At 68.4% G+C, this 18,196-nt stretch carries 19 protein-coding genes; 7 read left to right on the top strand and 12 right to left on the bottom strand.

Annotation, left to right across the window (positions count from 1 at the left end; genetic code table 11):
* Positions 1-22 precede the first annotated feature (22 nt).
* Complete coding sequence (locus tag ACTJKJ_RS02890; protein ID WP_297380093.1) at positions 23-415, top strand: hypothetical protein; 393 nt, start codon at positions 23-25, stop codon at positions 413-415.
* Positions 416-463: 48 nt separating this feature from the next.
* On the opposite strand, the gene ACTJKJ_RS02885 is transcribed toward ACTJKJ_RS02890, so the two are convergent.
* Positions 464-1,072 carry a hypothetical protein gene (locus ACTJKJ_RS02885; RefSeq protein ID WP_440819527.1) on the bottom strand — a complete coding sequence of 203 codons (609 nt, stop codon included), beginning with the start codon at positions 1,070-1,072 and terminating at the stop codon, positions 464-466.
* Positions 1,073-1,135: 63 nt separating this feature from the next.
* Here ACTJKJ_RS02885 and ACTJKJ_RS02880 point away from each other — a divergent pair, with 63 nt between their 5' ends.
* Complete coding sequence (locus ACTJKJ_RS02880) at positions 1,136-1,660, top strand: hypothetical protein (RefSeq protein WP_440819526.1); 525 nt, start codon at positions 1,136-1,138, stop codon at positions 1,658-1,660.
* Between the two features lie 147 nt (positions 1,661-1,807).
* Positions 1,808-3,784, top strand: a complete 1,977-nt coding sequence (locus ACTJKJ_RS02875; protein WP_440819525.1) for an RDD family protein — start codon at positions 1,808-1,810, stop codon at positions 3,782-3,784.
* 126 nt (positions 3,785-3,910) lie between these two features.
* Here ACTJKJ_RS02875 and ACTJKJ_RS02870 read toward each other — a convergent pair whose 3' ends face one another.
* The 10 genes from ACTJKJ_RS02870 to glpD form a co-directional block, all read right to left on the bottom strand.
* Positions 3,911-4,387 (bottom strand): TerB family tellurite resistance protein, encoded by a 477-nt coding sequence (locus ACTJKJ_RS02870; protein ID WP_440819524.1) that lies wholly within the window; start codon positions 4,385-4,387, stop codon positions 3,911-3,913.
* 58 nt (positions 4,388-4,445) lie between these two features.
* Positions 4,446-5,051, bottom strand: coding sequence for a DUF4276 family protein (locus ACTJKJ_RS02865; RefSeq protein ID WP_183483330.1), 606 nt, complete (start codon positions 5,049-5,051; stop codon positions 4,446-4,448).
* Entirely contained in the window at positions 5,048-6,253 is a 1,206-nt protein-coding gene (locus ACTJKJ_RS02860; RefSeq protein WP_440819523.1) for an AAA family ATPase, read from the bottom strand. The genes ACTJKJ_RS02865 and ACTJKJ_RS02860 overlap by 4 nt, the downstream gene beginning before the upstream one ends.
* A gap of 144 nt (positions 6,254-6,397) precedes the next feature.
* A complete protein-coding gene (locus ACTJKJ_RS02855; protein WP_091728865.1) occupies positions 6,398-8,134 on the bottom strand; it encodes an ABC transporter substrate-binding protein in 1,737 nt (578 codons plus the stop codon).
* Between the two features lie 96 nt (positions 8,135-8,230).
* Positions 8,231-8,539, bottom strand: a complete 309-nt coding sequence (locus ACTJKJ_RS02850) for a DUF2160 domain-containing protein (RefSeq protein ID WP_147242130.1) — start codon at positions 8,537-8,539, stop codon at positions 8,231-8,233.
* 12 nt (positions 8,540-8,551) lie between these two features.
* Positions 8,552-9,364 (bottom strand): carbohydrate ABC transporter permease, encoded by an 813-nt coding sequence (locus ACTJKJ_RS02845; RefSeq protein WP_091728872.1) that lies wholly within the window; start codon positions 9,362-9,364, stop codon positions 8,552-8,554.
* Positions 9,357-10,241 (bottom strand): carbohydrate ABC transporter permease, encoded by an 885-nt coding sequence (locus ACTJKJ_RS02840; protein WP_091728875.1) that lies wholly within the window; start codon positions 10,239-10,241, stop codon positions 9,357-9,359. The genes ACTJKJ_RS02845 and ACTJKJ_RS02840 overlap by 8 nt, the downstream gene beginning before the upstream one ends.
* The gene (locus tag ACTJKJ_RS02835; RefSeq protein WP_147242131.1) at positions 10,238-11,389 is read right to left on the bottom strand and encodes an ABC transporter ATP-binding protein; all 1,152 of its coding nucleotides are present in this window, start codon (positions 11,387-11,389) and stop codon (positions 10,238-10,240) included. Before ACTJKJ_RS02835 ends, ACTJKJ_RS02840 begins: the two co-directional genes overlap by 4 nt.
* Positions 11,389-12,468 carry an ABC transporter ATP-binding protein gene (locus ACTJKJ_RS02830; protein WP_297380066.1) on the bottom strand — a complete coding sequence of 360 codons (1,080 nt, stop codon included), beginning with the start codon at positions 12,466-12,468 and terminating at the stop codon, positions 11,389-11,391. Before ACTJKJ_RS02830 ends, ACTJKJ_RS02835 begins: the two co-directional genes overlap by 1 nt.
* 179 nt (positions 12,469-12,647) lie before the next feature.
* Positions 12,648-14,282: a glycerol-3-phosphate dehydrogenase gene (gene glpD, locus ACTJKJ_RS02825; RefSeq protein WP_297380587.1), complete on the bottom strand. Its 1,635-nt coding sequence runs from the start codon at positions 14,280-14,282 to the stop codon at positions 12,648-12,650.
* 174 nt (positions 14,283-14,456) lie between these two features.
* Here glpD and ACTJKJ_RS02820 point away from each other — a divergent pair, with 174 nt between their 5' ends.
* From ACTJKJ_RS02820 to ACTJKJ_RS02805, 4 genes are all read left to right on the top strand, one after another.
* Complete coding sequence (locus ACTJKJ_RS02820; protein WP_091728890.1) at positions 14,457-15,221, top strand: DeoR/GlpR family DNA-binding transcription regulator; 765 nt, start codon at positions 14,457-14,459, stop codon at positions 15,219-15,221.
* Between the two features lie 57 nt (positions 15,222-15,278).
* Complete coding sequence (gene glpK, locus ACTJKJ_RS02815) at positions 15,279-16,772, top strand: glycerol kinase GlpK (RefSeq protein WP_297380061.1); 1,494 nt, start codon at positions 15,279-15,281, stop codon at positions 16,770-16,772.
* A gap of 142 nt (positions 16,773-16,914) precedes the next feature.
* On the top strand, positions 16,915-17,214 hold the full coding sequence (locus ACTJKJ_RS02810; protein WP_091728898.1) for an AbrB/MazE/SpoVT family DNA-binding domain-containing protein: 300 nt from the start codon (positions 16,915-16,917) through the stop codon (positions 17,212-17,214).
* On the top strand, positions 17,214-17,696 hold the full coding sequence (locus ACTJKJ_RS02805; protein WP_440819522.1) for a PIN domain-containing protein: 483 nt from the start codon (positions 17,214-17,216) through the stop codon (positions 17,694-17,696). The genes ACTJKJ_RS02810 and ACTJKJ_RS02805 overlap by 1 nt, the downstream gene beginning before the upstream one ends.
* Here the strand turns inward: ACTJKJ_RS02805 and ACTJKJ_RS02800 are convergent.
* Complete coding sequence (locus ACTJKJ_RS02800) at positions 17,618-18,196, bottom strand: TMEM165/GDT1 family protein (protein ID WP_440819521.1); 579 nt, start codon at positions 18,194-18,196, stop codon at positions 17,618-17,620. The two genes, ACTJKJ_RS02805 and ACTJKJ_RS02800, sit on opposite strands and share 79 nt — an antisense overlap.

Here is an 18,196-nt window from a genome sequence, read left to right as displayed (position 1 = left end):
AAACTGCTCAAGGAGTGATTCGATGACCAACACGTTCTATGTCGCTGCCCAGGTCAGCGCCGATGGCAACTTCGCGGACTGCACGTACTACGCCGACCAGGCGGGCACCGAGCCCATCGAAGGTTCCACGCTCCACATTCCCCGCGACGCGGGCTCCTGCAACTTCGCTCAGGCCGACAACACCAGCCTGCTGCTGATCGGCGCCACCTTCAAGACGATCGGCTCCACGCCTGGCATGAACGGCAGCAATTTCTCGCCGGCCGATGACGAGAACGTCGTCACCTTCCCGATGCCGACGAACGGCTCGATCATCACCAAGGGCGTCATCCTGCTCTTCTCCACGCCGGGCCAGGTCGAGAACCTCTACCCGAGCAGCGATCCCCAGGTCCTGAACGACGGCCCGCTGACCTGCTGATCCCGTCGTCCGCGTCGATACGCAAAGGGCCGCATCGCGGCCCTTTGCTCATTCACGGGGCCCGACCAGCGCGGCCGCGGCCTCCTCCCCCATCACCCGTCCCAACCGGGACGGGTTCACCCGATCCATCACCCGCGCATCGAGCGTGAATTCCTTCTGCTGCGTATAGGCCACCGCGCCGATCCTCGGCTGGCTGCCGGCCGCCTGCGGGCCCAGCAGTCCCAGCACCGGGTACACCCGCAGCCGCGCGATCAGCAGCCCTTGCGCGACGTCGGCGAACAGCGCCGTCTCCAGCACCCGCGTGCAGCCGCGGCGCTGCACCTCGGCGAGCAGCCCTTGCAGGTTGCGCGGCAGGTCGGTCGCCGAAACCGGCAGCACCAGGTTGATCACCGGCAGCCCCGCCGCCGCCACCGGCTCGCGCACGGCGAGGTTGAAGGCGCCGTTGGCCTCGTCCCAGCGGCGATTGGCCGCCGGCTGCTCGGGATCGAAGTTGCGCCCCTGGCCGAACAGCAGCACGCACGGCGCGCCCGGCGCGGCGCTCGACGCGGACCCCGCGCCGGCCACGGCGGGCGCTTGCGCCATCGCGGGCGCGCCCGTCAGGAGCAGGACGGTCAGGGCGGCGATCTGAAACGCCTGTCGGAAGTGCGGTCTCGGCATGGGGCGGATTGTGCGTCGCCGGGCTCGCCGCACAATGGCCGCTTCGTCTGGCAGGAGAGAACGATGCGCGAGTGGACGAGCCTGGGCCCGCTGGGCACGGCAGCGGTGGCGGTAGTCGCGACAGTGGCGCTGGGCGGCTGCACGACGCTGCTCAAGGACCAGCGCCTGCAGCCCGGCGTCACGACCGGCGCCCAGGTGCAGCAGCTCTACGGCCCGCCGAGCCAGGTCTGGCCCGAGGCCGACGGCGGCCACACGCTGGAGTACGCCACCCAGCCCTTCGGCCGCACCTGCTACATGGTGCGGCTCGATGCGCAGGACCGCTTCGTGAGCGCGGTCGACGGCCTCTCGCCGGCGAGCCGCAACCGCATCGTGCCGGGCATGACGCCCGAGCAGGTGAACCGCATCCTCGGCCGCGAGCGCACCCGCGTGTTCTTCAAGCTCAGCGGCGAGGACGTCTGGGACTGGAACATCGAGCCCGAGATGAACGGCTACCTGCTGCGCTTCAACGTGCACTTCAAGAACGGCGTGGTGTTCCGCACCTCGCAGAGCGTGGTCTATCCGGACCGGCGGTTCTTCTGGGACGACTGAGCCGTCGGCGCTCGCGGTCTCCTCCCAAAGAGGGAACTCCACCCCGTCGCCTGTGACGGATTCAATACAGCCCCGGTCCAGCCACAGAACTGACAAGCGCCGCGGCGCACCCGCTCACTACACTCCCCGCCCTGGAGGGAGAGAAGGATGTCGAACCAATCCGTCGGCTTGGCGCCTCGCGCGCTGGCCATGGTCATCGACGGCGCGCTGATGCTCGCCGCGAGCACGCTGCTGATGTGGGCCGTCTATGGCGACCCGGTGTCCAAGTGGACCGACCTGCGTCCCGGCACGCTCGCCATCAACTGGCTGCTGCCGCTGATCGTCTGCGTGGTGTTCTGGAGCTGGCAGGGCGCCACGCCCGGCAAGCTGGTCGCCGGCATCAAGGTCGTCGACGCCCGCAGCGGCAAGCATCCCTCACCGCAGCAGGCCGCCCTGCGCTGGGTCGGTTATCTCGTGTCCGCGATCCCGCTGTTCGCCGGCTTCCTGTGGGCCCGCGTCGACGCCGAGGGCCGCACCTGGCACGACCGCCTCTCCCGCACCGCCGTCGAGCGCAGCCGCGAGGCGCCCGCCGACGGCGAAGGCCTGCTCATCGGCTACATCGCTAGCCACTGGCGCGGCGAGCAGAGCCTGGCCCAGAGCTTCTGGATCAACCACGTCCTGCTGACCTGGCCGGTCGCCGCCGGCGTGCAGGGCCTGGTCGCCTGGCTCGCGACCAAGAGCGAGGGCCTGCAGGGCGTCGCGATCGCGCTGCTGATCGCCTGGCCGCTGCTGATCGTCATCGAGGTCTGGAGCGCCGTCGGCACCTGGCGCTCGGTGCGCGGCTACGTCGACGCGGGCGGTTCCTACCTGATCTCCGGCCTGGCGCGGCTGTCGCTGCTGGGCTCGTTCCTGCAGATCGCCTTCTCGCTCGCGCTGGGCGTGTTCTCCGAATTCCCGGAGCTGTGGAAGCTCGCCCGCGGCATCGATCCGATCGGCAACGTGCGCCTGTCCGTCAGCGCCGACGGCCGCACCATGCAGTTCAACGGTCCGATCGGCGCCGGCGACGCGCATCGCCTGGGCACGCTGCTGGCGGCCTCGCCGGCGGTGCGGCTGCTCGAGGTCGCCTCGCCCGGCGGCCGCGTCACCGAGGCCGAACGCATGGTCGAGTTGATCCGCCAACGCGGCGTCGGCACCCGTGCGATCGGCAACTGCGAAAGCGCCTGCACGCTGGTCTTCCTGGCCGGCAACAAGCGCCAGCTCATGCCCGGCGCGCAGCTGGGCTTCCATCGCGCCAGCAGCGGCACCTTCAATCCGGCCTTCGACGAGATCGCCAATCAGGAACTCGCCCGCACCTACCGCCGCATGGAGCTGCCGGAGGACTTCATCGAGAAGACGCTCAGCACGCCGTCCAGACGCATGTGGTACCCCGCCGCCGAGGACCTGGTGCGCCATTCCCTGATCCTGCCGCCGCCGCGCACGCTGGACGTGGCGCTGCCGGAAGGCGACAAGCCCGGCCACTACGCGCCGCTGGTCGACTACGTCAACGCGCTGCGGGCGAGCGACGCGTGGTTCCAGCTCGACCAGCGTTTCCCCGGCCTGATCGACGACGCCGCTGGCCGCATGCGCAACGCCCACATGGCGCTGGCCGGATCGGAACACGCCGTCGCCGGCGCGCAGATCGCGGCCCAGGCGGCGCTCGCACCCAACGTGCGGGAGATGCTGCTGAACGGCTCGCGCGACCTGCGCCGGCGCTACCTGCAGGTGCTGCGCGCGCAGCTGACCGCGGCGCAGGCGCTGGGGGCGGACACCTGCCAGTCCTGGCTGTCGGGCTCGCCGGTGCCGCGCCGCCTGCTGCCGGAGGAAGCCATGGCCCTTGAGGCGCGTTGGCTGACCGAGTCCGCCGCCGAGACCGCGCCGCTACGCGCGCGTGCGCCGCAGGCGACGGCGCTGGAACTCGAGGTCGTGGCCCGGACCGTCGGCACCGCTGCCGCCGGCGCCTTCTCCAAGCTGTGGACCGACGGCGATGCCGGTCCCGCGCCCATCAGCTGCGAGCGCGCCAGCCTGGTGCTCAACCAGCTGCAGCGCAGCACGGCGGTCGCGCCGCGCGAACTGGCGGAACGCGTGGTGTTCCAGAACGTGCGCTGACCTACCGGGCGAGGCGGTCGGGGCGAGCCTCGCCATCACCGAGCTCTCACCAACAAGAAGGCCCTCCTGCGGAGGGCCTTTCCATTTCGGGCAGGCGGCGCGACCGGCGCCTCGGAGGAGGCGGATTCAGTCTTCGTCGCCGATCCCGGCGGCCGCCTTCGCCCGCATGCGCGCGTGGACGTAGGCGCCTTGCGGGACGTGCAGCAGGTCGGCGATGCGCCACATCGTGTGGCGCTCGATGTCGCCGAGTCGGCCGTCGGCATAGGCCACGCCCCACATCAGCTCGAGCAGGCGCAGCTTCTGCGGCATCTCCCAGCGCTCGTCGATCGGCGAGGTGAAGGCGAACAGGTCGGAGGCCGTGCGCGCGGTGCGCTCGGCTTGCGCGGTCAGCGCGTCGGCCTCGTCGTCGGAGATGGCGAACAGGGCGGTGAGGGCGCGATGGACCGCGGCGCGCTCGACACTGGAGAAATCAGCGTCCGCGCGCATGACTTCGACCAGCAGCACCGCCGCCGCGAGCGGCAGCGACGGCGTGCCGCCCCGCGAGCGCCCGAACGCGTCATCCGGCGCCAGCGTGTCGAAGAGGTCGATCAGCGACTTGAACATGGGCCGATGGTGGCATGCCGGTGGTTTCCGGCCTTATGCGCGCCTTAAGCGCCCCTCCTCACGTCGTCTCCAGCAGTTCAATCTGGAAGTTCTTCTTCCATTCGCTGCACATCTTTCGGAACGAACGACTGTTGGCGGCGGCAAGGTCCAAGTCGAACTTCGCGGAAAACGCGGGCTGGTCGGTCGTCTCGCCATAGCTGCGGGAGGCCATTCGTTCCTTGATCCAGCCTTTGGCATTCCGGGGCGATTCCGCGTCGATCTCATCGTTCGACGTCCACGCAAAACCTCGCACGCCATGCAGCGACTCCGCTGCGGCGATGAACCAGGCTTCGAACTCCCGATTGGGAATGACCACGGCGAAAGCGCGGTGGGGAATGACGGTCTCGGCCCTTGCCCTGATGTCTGCAGCCAGGTTGATCGGACAGGCGTCGTCGGCATCAAGCACGATCAGCACCCAGCCCTCCTCGCCGCACTTTGCCGCCGCCAGCAGGAGATGACGGCGGAACTCCTCCTCGCGATTCAGGAAGCGGTCTTTGTGGACCCGAATTGGCGTCAGCACGTTCACGAAATCCGCAGGGCCGAACCGCTCGTGCAGACGCCGCAAGACGATGGGCATCGCAGCGACCTCACCATCTCCTTCGACGATCGCGCACACCGACCTCATGAGCGGGATTCTCCAAAGAGTTCACCCTGGGAGAGGCTTTGGCGCTTGATCTCCGATGGATCGGGCATCAATTGATTCAGCCGCAGCAGCTCACCAGCGGAGAACAGGCGCTCTCGCAGCGCGGTGCGCGCGCCTTCGTCGATTGGCGCGATATGGGTCTCCCCGCCATCGGACGCGACGGCCAGCAGCGCCTCCGCGCCGATGCCTTCATCGTGCAGAAGATCCGGGCTGTGGCTGGTGACGATGATCTGCGTGTTTTCGGACGCACGCTGCAACGCCTCGCGGAGCGCCGCGCTCGCCGCCGGATGAAGCGCCGTCTCCGGCTCCTCGATGCCAACGAGTGTCGGCGCGTAATCCCGATTGCCCTGATAGAGCGCAGTCAGAACGCCCAATGCTCTCAAGGTGCCGTCCGACATGTTCTGCGCCATGAAGCGCCAAGGATGCTCGGAGCCCTTTGTCTCCTGGCTGAACTCCAAGGTCTCCATGTGACCGATCTGCTTGCGATGAATGCCGTGCACCATCGGCACCACGGTCCGGAGATATTCCTGGATGCGCTCCAATCCTTCGGGAGACACGCGCTCCAGATGGCCGATGACGCTGACAATGTTCTCGCCCACCGGCTTGAGCAGCTTTCCCTCCTGGGGCTTCTGCAACTCGCGCATGACCTTCGGGTTCAAGTTGTAGAACCCCATGGAGGTGAGTGCGTCATAGGCCGGACGGAAAGCAGCGACGCCTGACAGCGCCACCAGCGCGAGCCGATCCGGCGTCAAGGCAGGAAAGGTCGATTCGCTCGACGCCTTCACGATGCCCCTCTCGATGCGATAGGAGGGACCACTTCCCCGCTTTCCGATCAAGCACTCTTCGGCATGAACCAGATAGCTGCCGCCTGCCTGGGAGCTGACGCTGAATGCGTAATGCCCTTCTTGCCCCGAAGGCAGGATGAATTCGAGCCTCACGCCAAAGGTCATCGGATGGCCCGTCGACCGACGACGGACTTCGGCGAGCCCGCCCCGCTCGTTCAACGCGTTGTCCAGCGATCCACCCAGCGCGTCCCGAACGAGGTGCAGCGCATCGAGAAAATTGCTCTTGCCGGACCCGTTCGCCCCAACCAGATAGGTGAGCGGACGCAGCCGGACATCGCAGAAGCCGATGCTCTTGTAGTTGCGCAGCACGACGCGGGTCAGGAAGGGCACTTGCGTCATCTTGGAGCCTTGGTGATTCGCAGCAGCGGCGGAAACGAAAGGCAGATGCTACCCGCTCGGTCGCGCGCCCAAAAAGAATGCCGCCGAGGCAAGCCCCGGCGGCATTGGCATCACGCAGATCGCCGCTTCGCGGCGGCGGCAGGCTCAGCGCACCTTGCCTTCCTTCCAAGCCCCCAGCAGCTTCTCATAGGCGATCGTCTCGCCCTTGGGCTTCTCGTTGGCCAGCTTGGCCCACGGCGCGCCCTTGTCGGAGAGCCACTTCTTCGGGTCTTCCTTCTTGTTGAGCTTGGGCGCGCACTTGGCCATGCCGGCGCGCTCCAGCCGCGCCATCACCGCGTCCATCTCGTCCGCCAGCGTGTCCATCGCGGCCTGCGGCGTCTTCTCGCCGGTCACCGCCTGCGCCACGTTCTTCCACCACAGCTGCGCCAGCTTCGGATAGTCCGGCACGTTCGTGCCCGTGGGCGTCCACGCCACCCGCGCCGGCGAGCGGTAGAACTCGATCAGGCCGCCGTACTTGTTGGCGTTCTTGGTGAAGTAGTCGCTGCGGATGTCGCTGTCGCGGATGAAGGTCAGGCCCTGGATGCTCTTCTTCAGGCTCACCGTCTTGGCCGTCACGAACTGCGCATACAGCCAGGCCGCCGCCGTCCGGTTGGCGTCATGGCCGCTGAAGAAGGTCCAGCTGCCCACGTCCTGGTAACCGTTCTGCATGCCGGCCTTCCAGTACGGACCGTTCGGGCCGGGCGCCATGCGCCACTTTGGCGTGCCGTCGGCATTCACCACCGGCAGGCCCGGCTTGGTCATGTCCGCGGTGAAGGCCGTGTACCAGAAGATCTGCTGCGCGATCTGGCCCTGGGCCGGCACCGGGCCGGCCTCGCCGAAGGTCATGCCCGTCGCCTCCTTGGGCGCGTACTTCTTCATCCAGTCGACGTACTTCGTCAGCGCGTACACCGCCGCCGGCGAGTTGGTCGCGCCGCCGCGCGCCACCGACGCGCCCACCGGCGTGCACTTGTCGTCGGCCACGCGGATGCCCCATTCGTCCACCGGCATGCCGTTGGGAATGCCCTTGTCGGCCGAACCCGCCATCGACAGCCACGCATCAGTGAAGCGCCAGCCCAGCGACGGGTCCTTCTTGCCGTAGTCCATGTGGCCGTAGATCGGCTTGCCGTCGATGGTCTTCACGTCGTTGGTGAAGAACTCGGCGATGTCCTCGTAGGCGCTCCAGTTCAGCGGCACGCCCAGCTCGTAGCCGTACTTGGCCTTGAACTTGTCCTGCAAGTCCTTGCGCGCGAACAGGTCGGCCCGGAACCAGTACAGGTTGGCGAACTGCTGGTCGGGCAGCTGGTACAGCTTGCCGTCCGGCGCGGTCGTGAAGCTGGTGCCGATGAAGTCCTTCAGGTCCAGACCCGGATTCGTCCACTCCTTGCCCGCACCGCCCATGTAGTCGGTGAGGTTCATGATCTTGCCGTAGCGGAAATGCGTGCCGATCAGGTCGGAGTCCGAGATCCAGCCGTCATAGATGCTCTTGCCCGACTGCATCGAGGTCTGCAGCTTCTCGACGACGTCGCCTTCCTGGATCAGGTCATGCTTGACCGTGATGCCGGTGATCTCGCTGAAGGCCTTGGCCAGCACCTTGGACTCGTACTCGTGCGTGGTGATGGTCTCGGACACCACCGAGATCTCCTTCACGCCCTTGGCCTGCAGCTTCTTGGCCGCCTCGATGAACCACTTCATCTCGGCGGTCTGCTTGTCCTTGGACAGCGTCGACGGCTGGAACTCGCTGTCGATCCACTTCTTCGCCTCGGCCTCGCCGGCCCAGGCGGCGTTCGCTCCCAACGCCAGCAATGCGGCCACGGCCAGCGCGGAATACTTGCTCTTGTTCACGCTTGTCTCCTGTGTCTGTCGAATCTCCCCCTCTTGAGGACGAATCGCGGCTCCGGGGGAAGAGGAAGCCGAATTCCTTGAAGCTTCAATGAACTGTCAGCCCTTGCGCAGGATCAGGCCCAGCACCAGCATCGACAGGACGAAGCTGATCCACACGCTGGGCTCGGCCTCGAGCTTGAACCACTCGGCCATCTTCGCGCCCAGGCCGACGAAGGCCAGGTTGATGTACGCCGCCGCCAGCAGGCCGATGAACAGCCGGTCCCCGCGCGTCGTGCGCATCGGCAGCCAGCCCTTGCGCAGCGTCGTCGGCGACTTGATCTCCCACACCGTCATCCCGATCAGCATCAGCACCACGCAGCTGAAGAAGATCGCGACCGGCGTCGTCCACACCATCCAATCAAACATCGCGGACCTCCCTTACACCCGGCCCATCGCGAAACCCTTCGCGATGTAGTGGCGGACGAACCAGATGACGATGGCGCCCGGCACGATGGTCAGCGTGCCCGCGGCCGCGAGCGTCGACCAGTCCATGCCGGAAGCGCTCACCGTGCGCGTCATCGTCGCGACGATGGGCTTGGCGTCGACGCTGGTCAGCGTGCGCGCCAGCAGCAGCTCCACCCACGAGAACATGAAGCAGAAGAACGCCGCCACGCCCACGCCCGCCTTGATCAGCGGCAGGAACACCGTCAGGAAGAAGCGCGGGAAGCTGTAGCCGTCGATGTAGGCGGTCTCGTCGATCTCGCGCGGGATGCCGCTCATGAAGCCTTCCAGGATCCACACCGCCAGCGGCACGTTGAACAGCAGGTGCGCCAGCGCTACCGCCAGGTGCGTGTCCATCAGGCCCAGCGTCGTGTAGAGCTGGAAGAACGGCAGCAGGAACACCGCCGGCGGCGTCATCCGGTTGGTCAGCAGCCAGAAGAAGACATGCTTGTCGCCGAGGAAGGAGTAGCGGCTGAACGCGTAGGCCGCCGGCAGCGCCACGCTGATCGAGATCACCGTGTTGATCGCCACGTAGATCAGGCTGTTGATGTAGCCGCTGTACCAGGACGGATCGGTGAAGATCGTCCGGTAGCTGGCCAGCGAGAAGTGCTGCGGCCACAGGCTGAAGCTGGAGAGGATCTCCTCGTTCGTCTTGAAGCTCATGTTGACCATCCAGTAGATGGGCAACAGCGCGAAGAGCAGGTAGGCGATCAGGAAGATCGTGCGCTTGCGGAATCGGCGTTCATCCATGGGCCACCTCGCTCTTGTCTTGGGTGCCGAGCGCCTGCATCCAGTTGTAGAGGATGAAGCACAGCAGCAGGATGATCAGGAAGTAGATCAGCGAGAACGCCGCCGCCGGGCCGAGGTCGAACTGGCCGACCGCCTTCTGCGTCAGGTACTGGCTGAGGAAGGTCGTGGCGTTGCCGGGACCGCCGCCGGTGAGGACGAAGGGCTCGGTGTAGATCATGAAGCTGTCCATGAAGCGCAGCAGCACCGCGATCATCAGCACGCCCCGCATCTTGGGCAGCTGGATGTAGCGGAACACCGCGAACTTGCTGGCGCCGTCGATGCGCGCGGCCTGGTAGTAGGCGTCGGGGATGGAGCGCAGCCCGGCGAAGCACAGCAGCGCCACCAGCGGCGTCCAGTGCCAGACGTCCATGATCAGCACCGTGACCCAGGCGTCGGTGGCATCGCCGGTGTAGTTGTAGTCGACGCCCAGCGCCTGCAGCGACGCGCCCAGCAGCCCGATGTCGGCGCGGCCGTAGATCTGCCAGATCGTGCCGACGACGTTCCACGGAATCAGCAGCGACAGCGCGACGATCACCAGCACCGCCGAGGCCTTCCAGCCCTGCGCCGGCATCGACAGCGCCAGGCAGATGCCCAGCGGGATCTCGACCAGCAGCACCGCCAGCGAGAAGCCCAGCTGGCGCAGCAGCGCGCCGTGGAGCTCCTCGTCGCGCATGACCGCCGCGAACCACTCGGTGCCGACGAAGACGCGCCGCTCGGGCGAGATGATGTCCTGCACCGAGTAGTTCACCACCGTCATCAAGGGCAGGATGGCCGAGAAGGCCACGCACAGCAGCACGGGCAGGACCAGGAACCAGGCTTTCTGGTTGATGGGTTTCATGCGAGATCCTCCTGGCGCGCGCCGGCGGTCGCCGCGCTGGCGGCGATCAGCCGCTCGTCCGCGCCATAGAAGCAGGTGTGGGGATTGAGCACGCGCAGCGCGACCGTCGCGCCCGCGGGCGGTGGCGAGGCCTGCGCCGGCAGCCGCGCCTTCAGCGTGTGCGCGCCGGTGCGGGCCGTCAGCAGCCAGTAGGTGCCGATGTCCTGCACCTGCGCCACCACGCCGGTGATGCTGCCGGGCAGCGGCGGGACGCCGTCGCCGACCGCGTCGACCGCCACGTATTCCGGCCGGATGCCCAGCGAGAACGGCGTGCCGCGCGGCAACGCCGCGTCCAGCGCGACGCCACCGGTCGCCACCAGCTGGTCGGCGACGCGCAGCGCGCCGTGCTCGTCCAGCATCGCGGGCAGGAAGTTCATGCCCGGCGAGCCGATGAAGTGGCCGACGAAACGGTGGCTCGGCCGCTCGAAGAGCTCGCCCGCCGTGCCGACCTGCACCGCCCGTCCGCGCGTCATGACGACGACGCGATCGGCGAAGGTCAGCGCCTCGACCTGGTCGTGGGTCACGTAGACCAGCGTGAGCTTGAGCTCATGGTGGATCTGCTTGAGCTTGCGGCGCAGCTGCCACTTCAGATGCGGATCGATGACGGTCAGCGGCTCGTCGAAGAGCACCGCCGACACGTCTTCGCGCACCAGCCCGCGGCCCAGCGAGATCTTCTGCTTGGCGTCCGCCGACAGGCCCGACGCGCGCTGGTCCAGCTGGCCGTTGAGCTCCAGCATCTCGGCGATGCGGCCCACGCGCGCCTTGATGCGATCCGCCGGCACGCCGCGGTTGCGCAGCGGGAAGGCCAGGTTCTCGGCCACGGTCATCGTGTCGTAGATGACCGGGAACTGGAACACCTGCGCGATGTTGCGCTGCTGCGGCGTCAGCGTGGTCACGTCGCGGCCGTCGAATTTCACCGTGCCGTGCGAGGGCCGCAGCAGCCCGGAGACGATGTTCAGCATCGTCGTCTTGCCACAGCCCGACGGGCCCAGCAGCGCATACGCGCCGCCGTCCTCGAAGCTCATCTGCAGCGGCAGCAGCGCGTAGTCGCTGTCCTCCTTCGGATCGGGCCGGTAGGCGTGGGCCAGGTCCAGGTCGATGCGGGCCATCAGCGGCCTCCCCGGCGCTCGGGCGCCCGTGTCAGCAGGCCGGCCGCGTCGAAGACGTGGACATGGGCCGCGTTGAGGTACAGCGTCAGCGGTGCGCCGAGCTCGAAGTCGTGCACGCCGGTCAGCTGGGCGACGAGCTCGCCGATCTCGGTGCGCGCATGGACGAAGGTGTCGGAGCCGGAGATCTCGGCGAGTTCGACCTCGCCGCGGATCGCCAGGTCACCGGGCTGCGCGGTGACGCGCAGCGCATTGGCGCGCACGCCGACGGTGACGCCGCCCTGTCCCGGCAGCGCGAGTTCGACGCCCGGCCGCAGCTGCAGCCGGTCGCCCAGACCCTGCGCGATCACCAGGTTCATCGGCGGATCGCTGAAGGCGCGCGCGACGCGCAGCGACGCGGGACGGTGGAAGACCTCGGCGGTCGGGCCGTACTGCAGCAGCTCGCCGGCGTCCATCACCGCGGTGTAGCCGCCGAGCTGGAGCGCCTCGGCCGGCTCGGTGGTCGCGTAGACCACCGTCGACTCGCCGGCGGCGAAGAGCTGGCCGAGCTCCTCGCGGAGTTCCTCGCGCAGCTTGTAGTCCAGGTTCACCAGCGGCTCGTCCAGCAGCATCAGCGGCGCCTGCTTGGCCAGCGCCCGCGCCAGCGCGACGCGCTGCTGCTGGCCGCCGGAGAGCTGCGCGGGCAGCTTGTCCAGATGCATCTCGATGTGCAGCTTGGTGGCGAGCTCGTCCACGCGGCGGCGGATCGCGTCGCGGTCGAGCTGGCCGCGCGAGGGGCGCAATCGCAGCGGCGACGCGATGTTGTCGCGCACCGTCATCGACGGATAGTTGATGAACTGCTGGTAGACCATCGCCACGTCGCGCTGGCGCACCGGCCAGCCGGTGACGTCGGTGCCATCGACCATGACGGTGCCCTCGCTGGGCCGGTCCAGGCCCGCCATCAGCCGCATCAGCGTGGTCTTGCCGGCCTGCGTCGCGCCCAGCAGCACGGTGACCGCGTTCGGCACCAGCCGCAGGTCCATTGGATACAGGTGCTGCTGCGCGCCGACCTTGTGGCTCACGCCCTGCAGGCTCAGCTCCATGAGCTCGGCTCCATCGTTGTCTCTCTGTGCATGTCGTTGTCGTTTCGTCGCGCCTCGCGGCGTTTCCCAGCGCTGGCGGGCGCCGGTCGGCGCGCCGTTGCGCTTTATGGCGCGGGTGGCTCCCGTTGTCGCTCCCCGCGAACCCGCAGTCCCGACGGGCCACGGGGCGCAGGGTCAGGTCATGCGGCGGCGGCCGGCGGCTTGGCCCAGAGGTGCTCGCGCTCGGCGAACCACTGGACCACCGCCATCCGCTGCGCCTCGGTGTAATGCAGTCCCAGCTTGGAACGCCGCCACAGCACGTCGTCCGCCGCGCGCGCCCATTCCTCGCGGACCAGGTATTCGAGTTCCGCCTGGTGCAGGCCCGGGGCAATCTCCGGGCCGAGGTCCTCCAGTCGCTCCGCGCCGCCGAGCACCCGGCCGACGCGCGCGCCGTAGGCCCGCGCCAGGCGCCGCGCCAGCGACGGCGGCAGCCACGGGTGGCGCTGGCCGATCGCGGCGAGCAGGCGCTGGAAATCGGTGTCGGGCCGCTGCGGCGCGCCGATCCAGTCGCGCAGGTCGCCGCCGGGCAGGTGCGCATGTTCGGTCCAGGCGCGGCGCCGGTCGCCCAGCAGCGCGCCGATCAGGTCGGCCGCATCCTCGGCCAGCTTGCGGAAGGTGGTGATCTTGCCGCCCCACACGCTCAGCAGCGGCGCGCCGCCGTCGGCGTGGGTCTCCAGCAGGTAGTCGCGCGTGACCGCCGACGGGTCGCCGGACGCGTCGTCCAGCAGCGGCCGCACGCCGGCGTAGGTCCAGACCACGTCCGCGGCGCTGACCGGCTCGCGGAAGTAGCGGCTGGCCTGCTCGCAGAGGTAGGCGATCTCGCGCTCCTCGATGCGCGCCTTGCCGAAACCCGCCAGCGCATCGGGCGCGAGCTCCACGTCGGTCGTGCCGATCAGGGTGAAGTCGTCCTCGTAGGGGATGGCGAAGATGATGCGCTTGTCCGGGTTCTGGAAGATGTAGGCGTGGTCGTGGGTGAAGCGCTTGCGCACGATGATGTGGCTGCCCTTGACCAGGCGCAGGCTCTTGGTGGCCAGCGCCTCGCCGCGCGCCGGCGTGGCGACCTCGCGCAGGAAGCCCTCCGCCCACGGCCCGGCCGCGTTGACCAGCGCGCGGGCGCGCACCGTGCGTTCGCCGTCGGCGCAGCGCAGGGTCACGATCCAGTGGTCGGCGTGCCGCCGCGCCGCGGTGACCGTCGTGCGGGTATGCAGCACCGCGCCATGCTCGCGCGCGTCCAGCGCGTTCAGCAGCACCAGGCGGGCGTCGTCGACCCAGCCGTCGGAATAGACGAAGCCCTTCGTGTACGTGGCCTTGAGCGGCTCGCCGTAGGGCGAGTGGCGCAGGTCGACACCGGTGGAACCGGGCAGCACCTCGCGGCGCGCCAGGTGGTCGTACAGGAACAGGCCGATGCGGATCATCCAGGCCGGCCGCATCGCGGCGTCGTGCGGCATCACGAAGCGCAGCGGCCACATGATGTGCGGCGCGCTGCGCAGCAGCACCTCGCGCTCCTGCAGCGCCTTGCGCACCAGCGAGAACTCGTAGTACTCGAGGTAGCGCAGGCCGCCGTGGATCAGCTTGGTCGACGACGAGGAGGTGTGGGCCGCGAAGTCCGAGGCCTCCGCCAGCACGACCTTCCAGCCCCGGCCGGCCAGGTCCCGCGCGATGCCCGCGCCATTGATGCCGCCGCCGACGACGAACACGTCGCAGACGTTCGACGCGCTCGGCGCGCCCGGCGCGGCGGTGGCTGCGGGTTCGGTCGTCGTGGGGCTGGCGGTCATCGGGGCGGGATTCAAGCGGGTCTCCTGGGGAACGAATCGACGCGACGGCGGTTCGAAGGCCGTTGCGAAGTTCGCAATTCTGTTCTTCTTTTTTCTTTTTAGCGCGAATATGCGCGTTTCAGGCAAGGGTTTACCCGATCATTTGTTCGTTTTGGTTCCTTTAGCCTGCGCGCCATGAATCCCAACCCGCGTCAGAACGACCTGCTGCAAGAGGTGCGCGCCAATGGATCGGTGAGCGTCGAGGCGCTGGCCGAGAAATTCGGCGTCACCCTGCAGACCGTGCGCCGCGACGTGCAGCGCCTGGCCGAGGCCGGCCTGGTGCAGCGCTTCCACGGCGGCGTGCGCGTGCCCTCGTCGACCACCGAGAACATCGCCTACCGCCAGCGCCAGGCAATGCAGGCCGATGGCAAGGCCCGCATCGCGCGCGCCATCGCGGCGCGCATCCCGGCCGGCTGTTCGCTGATCCTGAACCTGGGCACGACGACCGAGGCGGTGGCGCATGCGCTGCTGCGCCACAAGGGCCTGCGGGTCATCACGAACAACCTCAACGTGGCGATGATCCTGAGCGACAACCCGGACTGCGAGCTCGTCATGGTGGGCGGCTCGGTGCGGCATCGCGACCGCGGCATCGTCGGCGAGGCGGCGGTCGACTTCATCCGCCAGTTCAAGGTGGACATCGGGCTGATCGGCATCTCGGGCATCGAGTCCGACGGCAGCCTGCGCGACTTCGACTACCGCGAGGTGATGGTGGCGCGGACCATCGTCGAGCATTCGCGCGAGGTGTGGGTGGCGGCCGACGCGACGAAATTCAACCGCCCGGCGATGGCCGAGGTGGCGCGGCTGCCGCAGATCGACGCGCTCTTCACCGACGAGCCGCCGCCCGAGCCCTTCCCGGCGCTGATGAGCGACGCCGGCGTGGAACTGGTGGTCGCGCCGTAGCATCGCGGCGGGCGTCCGCCACCGCGCCGTTCAAGCACACGACCAGCGAGACAAGTCATGACCTACCTGCTGGCCCTGGACCAGGGCACCTCCAGTTCGCGCGCGATCGTTTTCGATGCGCAAGGGCGCATCGTCGCGATGGCGCAGCGCGAGTTCCGCCAGATCTATCCGCAGCCCGGCTGGGTCGAGCACGACGCCGACGAGATCTGGGACACGCAGCTCGCCGTCGCGCGCGAGGTGCTGTCCAAGGCCTCGCTGAAGGCCGCCGACCTGAAGGCGCTGGGCATCACCAACCAGCGCGAGACCACGCTGGTGTGGAACCGCCGCACCGGCCGGCCCATCCACCATGCGATCGTCTGGCAGGACCGGCGCGCCGAGCCGCGCTGCGCCGAACTGCGCGAGCAGGGGCACGGCGCGCGGATCCAGGAGAAGACGGGGCTGGTCGTCGACGCCTACTTCTCCGGCACGAAGCTGCAGTGGATCCTCGACCACGTCAGCGGCGCGCGCGAGCAGGCCGAGCGCGGCGAGCTGGCCTTCGGCACGATCGACAGCTGGCTGATCTGGAAGCTGACCAACGGCGAGGTGCATGTCACCGACGTGAGCAATGCCTCGCGCACGATGCTGTTCAACGTGCGCGAGAACCGCTGGGACGAGGAGCTGCTGGCGCTGCTGGGCATCCCCGCGTCCCTGCTGCCGGAGGTGAAGCCGTCGGCGCATGAATTCGGCAAGGCGGCGCCGGAGCACCTGGGCGGCGCCCTCACCATCGGCGGCATCGGGGGCGACCAGCAGAGCGCGCTGTTCGGCCAGGCCTGCTTCGAGGCCGGCATGGCCAAGAACACCTACGGCACCGGCTGCTTCATGCTGATGCACACGGGAACGCGCTTCCAGACCAGCGCGAACGGGCTGATCACCACCAGCGCCGCGCAGATCGACGCGACGCCGCGCTACGCGCTGGAGGGCAGCGTCTTCATCGGCGGCGCGGTGGTGCAGTGGCTGCGCGACGGACTGAACGCGATCAAGGCGAGCGGCGAGGTGCAAGGGCTCGCGGAGAGCGTGCCGGACGCGGGCGGCGTGATGTTCGTGCCGGCCTTCACCGGGCTGGGCGCGCCCTACTGGGACGCGGAGGCGCGCGGCGCGATCGTGGGCCTGACACGGGGCTCGACGGTGGCGCACATCGCGCGCGCGGCGCTGGAGAGCATCGCGTTCCAGAGCGCGGCGCTGCTGCAGGCGATGAGCCGGGACGCGGTCGCGGCGGGCGGCGCGCCGGTGAGCGAGCTGCGGGTGGACGGCGGCGCCTGCGTGAACGACCTGCTGATGCAGTTCCAGGCGGACCTGCTGGGCATCCCGGTCGTGCGGCCCAAGGTGATCGAGACGACGGCGCTGGGCGCGGCCTACCTGGCCGGACTGACGGTCGGCGTCTACCGCAACCTCGACGACATCGGCCGCAACTGGCAGGCCGAGCGCGTGTTCCGCCCGACCCTGTCGCGCGACCGCGCCCAGGCGCTGATGGCGCAGTGGGAGCGCGCGGTGCGGCAGGCGTCGGCGCGATAGACCGTCGCGGGGTGCCCCTTTCGCGGGCCCCCGTCCGAGGGGCCGGCGCTCCCTCCTCAATGACTGATTTGAGGAAGTGCGGCTCGGGATCGGCATGCCTAGAGTGGCGGGCTTCTTTCGTTGAAACGACAAGGAGTCATCCATGGCCTCTCATTGCGTACGGAGCATCGGACCGGTCGCCACGATCGGCGAAGGCCTCCAGATCACCCTTCCGCAAGGCGTGCTGGACGCCCTTCGCATCGGCCCGGGCGACCAGGTGGAGTTTTTCCACGTCGCTCCGGACGAATTCCTTTTCTACGTGGCCACGCGGCCCTTGCCGATCGCAGGCATCGTTCCCACGCGCGTGCGCCGGCCCGTGACGATCGACGAGATGAATCACACCTTCGCCTCCATGGAGCGCCAGCGCCGTAAAAGCGCCAAGCGCAAGGAGAAGCGCAAGTGATGGTCGGCATCGATACCAACATCCTGGTCCGTTTCGTCACACGAGACGAACCCGTGCAGTACCGCGCGGCCAAATCGCTGCTCTCCAGCTTCACGCCGCAGGCGCCCGGCTACATCACCGTCCCGACGCTGGTGGAGCTGGTGTGGGTGCTGAACAAGAGCTGCAAGGTGAAACGCGACGAGGTCGCCCGCGCGTTGATCGAACTGCTGCGGGAGGGCGGACTGGTCTTCGAGCAGGTCGAGGACGTCATCGACGCCGTCGCGCGATTCCATGTGGGCCGAGCCGACTTCGCGGACTACCTGATCGAGCGACTGGGCCGGACTGCCGGCTGCGGATGCACCATGACCTTCGACCGCGATGCCGCCTCATGCGCGGGCATGAGGCTGCTGTCGGAGGACCGGGATCACAACCCCAACGACTCACCTGCCCCCAGAAGCGTGAGCACGCCCAGCACCGCGAAGATCGCCGCCGCGATGGCGTGAACCAGCCGCACCGGCAGCTTGTGCGCGAGCTTGCCACCCACCAGCACCGCCGGCACGTTGGCGATCATCATCCCCAGCGTCGTGCCCGCCACCACCATCCACAGGTCATTGAAGCGCGCCGCCAGCGCCACCGTCGCGATCTGCGTCTTGTCCCCCATCTCGGCCAGGAAGAACGCCACGACCGTCGTGCCCAGCACGCCCAGCCGGAACCTGCCGCCGGTTTCCTCTTCCTCGATCTTGTCGGGAATCAGCGTCCACACCGCCATCGCGATGAAGCCCAGGCCCAGCACCCAGCGCAAGGTCTGCGCGGAGACCTGCGTCGTGATCCAGCTGCCGACGGCGCCCGCGCAGGCGTGATTGACCAGCGTCGCGATCAGGATGCCGAGCACGATCGGCCCCGGTTTTCGAAAACGCGCCGCCAGGATGAAGGCCAGCAGTTGGGTCTTGTCGCCGATCTCGGCGAGGGCCACGAGGCCGGTGGAGATGAGGAAGGCTTCCAT

The sequence above is a fragment of the Roseateles sp. 22389 genome (assembly GCF_052044995.1).
Classification (GTDB): Bacteria; Pseudomonadota; Gammaproteobacteria; order Burkholderiales; family Burkholderiaceae_C; genus Roseateles.
Note: the sequence above shows the minus strand (reverse complement) of the source record. Positions and strands in the feature narration are given on the sequence as shown.

Coding starts and splice junctions, on each gene's coding strand:
- ACTJKJ_RS02885 (WP_440819527.1), bottom strand. CDS start 1,072: ATGCCGAGACCGCACTTCCGACAGGCGTTTCAGATCGCCGCCCTGACC.
- ACTJKJ_RS02805 (WP_440819522.1), top strand. CDS start 17,214: ATGGTCGGCATCGATACCAACATCCTGGTCCGTTTCGTCACACGAGAC.
- ACTJKJ_RS02875 (WP_440819525.1), top strand. CDS start 1,808: ATGTCGAACCAATCCGTCGGCTTGGCGCCTCGCGCGCTGGCCATGGTC.
- ACTJKJ_RS02880 (WP_440819526.1), top strand. CDS start 1,136: ATGCGCGAGTGGACGAGCCTGGGCCCGCTGGGCACGGCAGCGGTGGCG.
- ACTJKJ_RS02890 (WP_297380093.1), top strand. CDS start 23: ATGACCAACACGTTCTATGTCGCTGCCCAGGTCAGCGCCGATGGCAAC.
- ACTJKJ_RS02810 (WP_091728898.1), top strand. CDS start 16,915: ATGGCCTCTCATTGCGTACGGAGCATCGGACCGGTCGCCACGATCGGC.
- ACTJKJ_RS02820 (WP_091728890.1), top strand. CDS start 14,457: ATGAATCCCAACCCGCGTCAGAACGACCTGCTGCAAGAGGTGCGCGCC.
- ACTJKJ_RS02865 (WP_183483330.1), bottom strand. CDS start 5,051: ATGAGGTCGGTGTGCGCGATCGTCGAAGGAGATGGTGAGGTCGCTGCG.
- glpK (WP_297380061.1), top strand. CDS start 15,279: ATGACCTACCTGCTGGCCCTGGACCAGGGCACCTCCAGTTCGCGCGCG.
- ACTJKJ_RS02860 (WP_440819523.1), bottom strand. CDS start 6,253: ATGACGCAAGTGCCCTTCCTGACCCGCGTCGTGCTGCGCAACTACAAG.
- ACTJKJ_RS02845 (WP_091728872.1), bottom strand. CDS start 9,364: ATGGATGAACGCCGATTCCGCAAGCGCACGATCTTCCTGATCGCCTAC.
- ACTJKJ_RS02830 (WP_297380066.1), bottom strand. CDS start 12,468: ATGGAGCTGAGCCTGCAGGGCGTGAGCCACAAGGTCGGCGCGCAGCAG.
- ACTJKJ_RS02850 (WP_147242130.1), bottom strand. CDS start 8,539: ATGTTTGATTGGATGGTGTGGACGACGCCGGTCGCGATCTTCTTCAGC.
- glpD (WP_297380587.1), bottom strand. CDS start 14,282: ATGACCGCCAGCCCCACGACGACCGAACCCGCAGCCACCGCCGCGCCG.
- ACTJKJ_RS02835 (WP_147242131.1), bottom strand. CDS start 11,389: ATGGCCCGCATCGACCTGGACCTGGCCCACGCCTACCGGCCCGATCCG.
- ACTJKJ_RS02800 (WP_440819521.1), bottom strand. CDS start 18,196: ATGGAAGCCTTCCTCATCTCCACCGGCCTCGTGGCCCTCGCCGAGATC.
- ACTJKJ_RS02870 (WP_440819524.1), bottom strand. CDS start 4,387: ATGTTCAAGTCGCTGATCGACCTCTTCGACACGCTGGCGCCGGATGAC.
- ACTJKJ_RS02840 (WP_091728875.1), bottom strand. CDS start 10,241: ATGAAACCCATCAACCAGAAAGCCTGGTTCCTGGTCCTGCCCGTGCTG.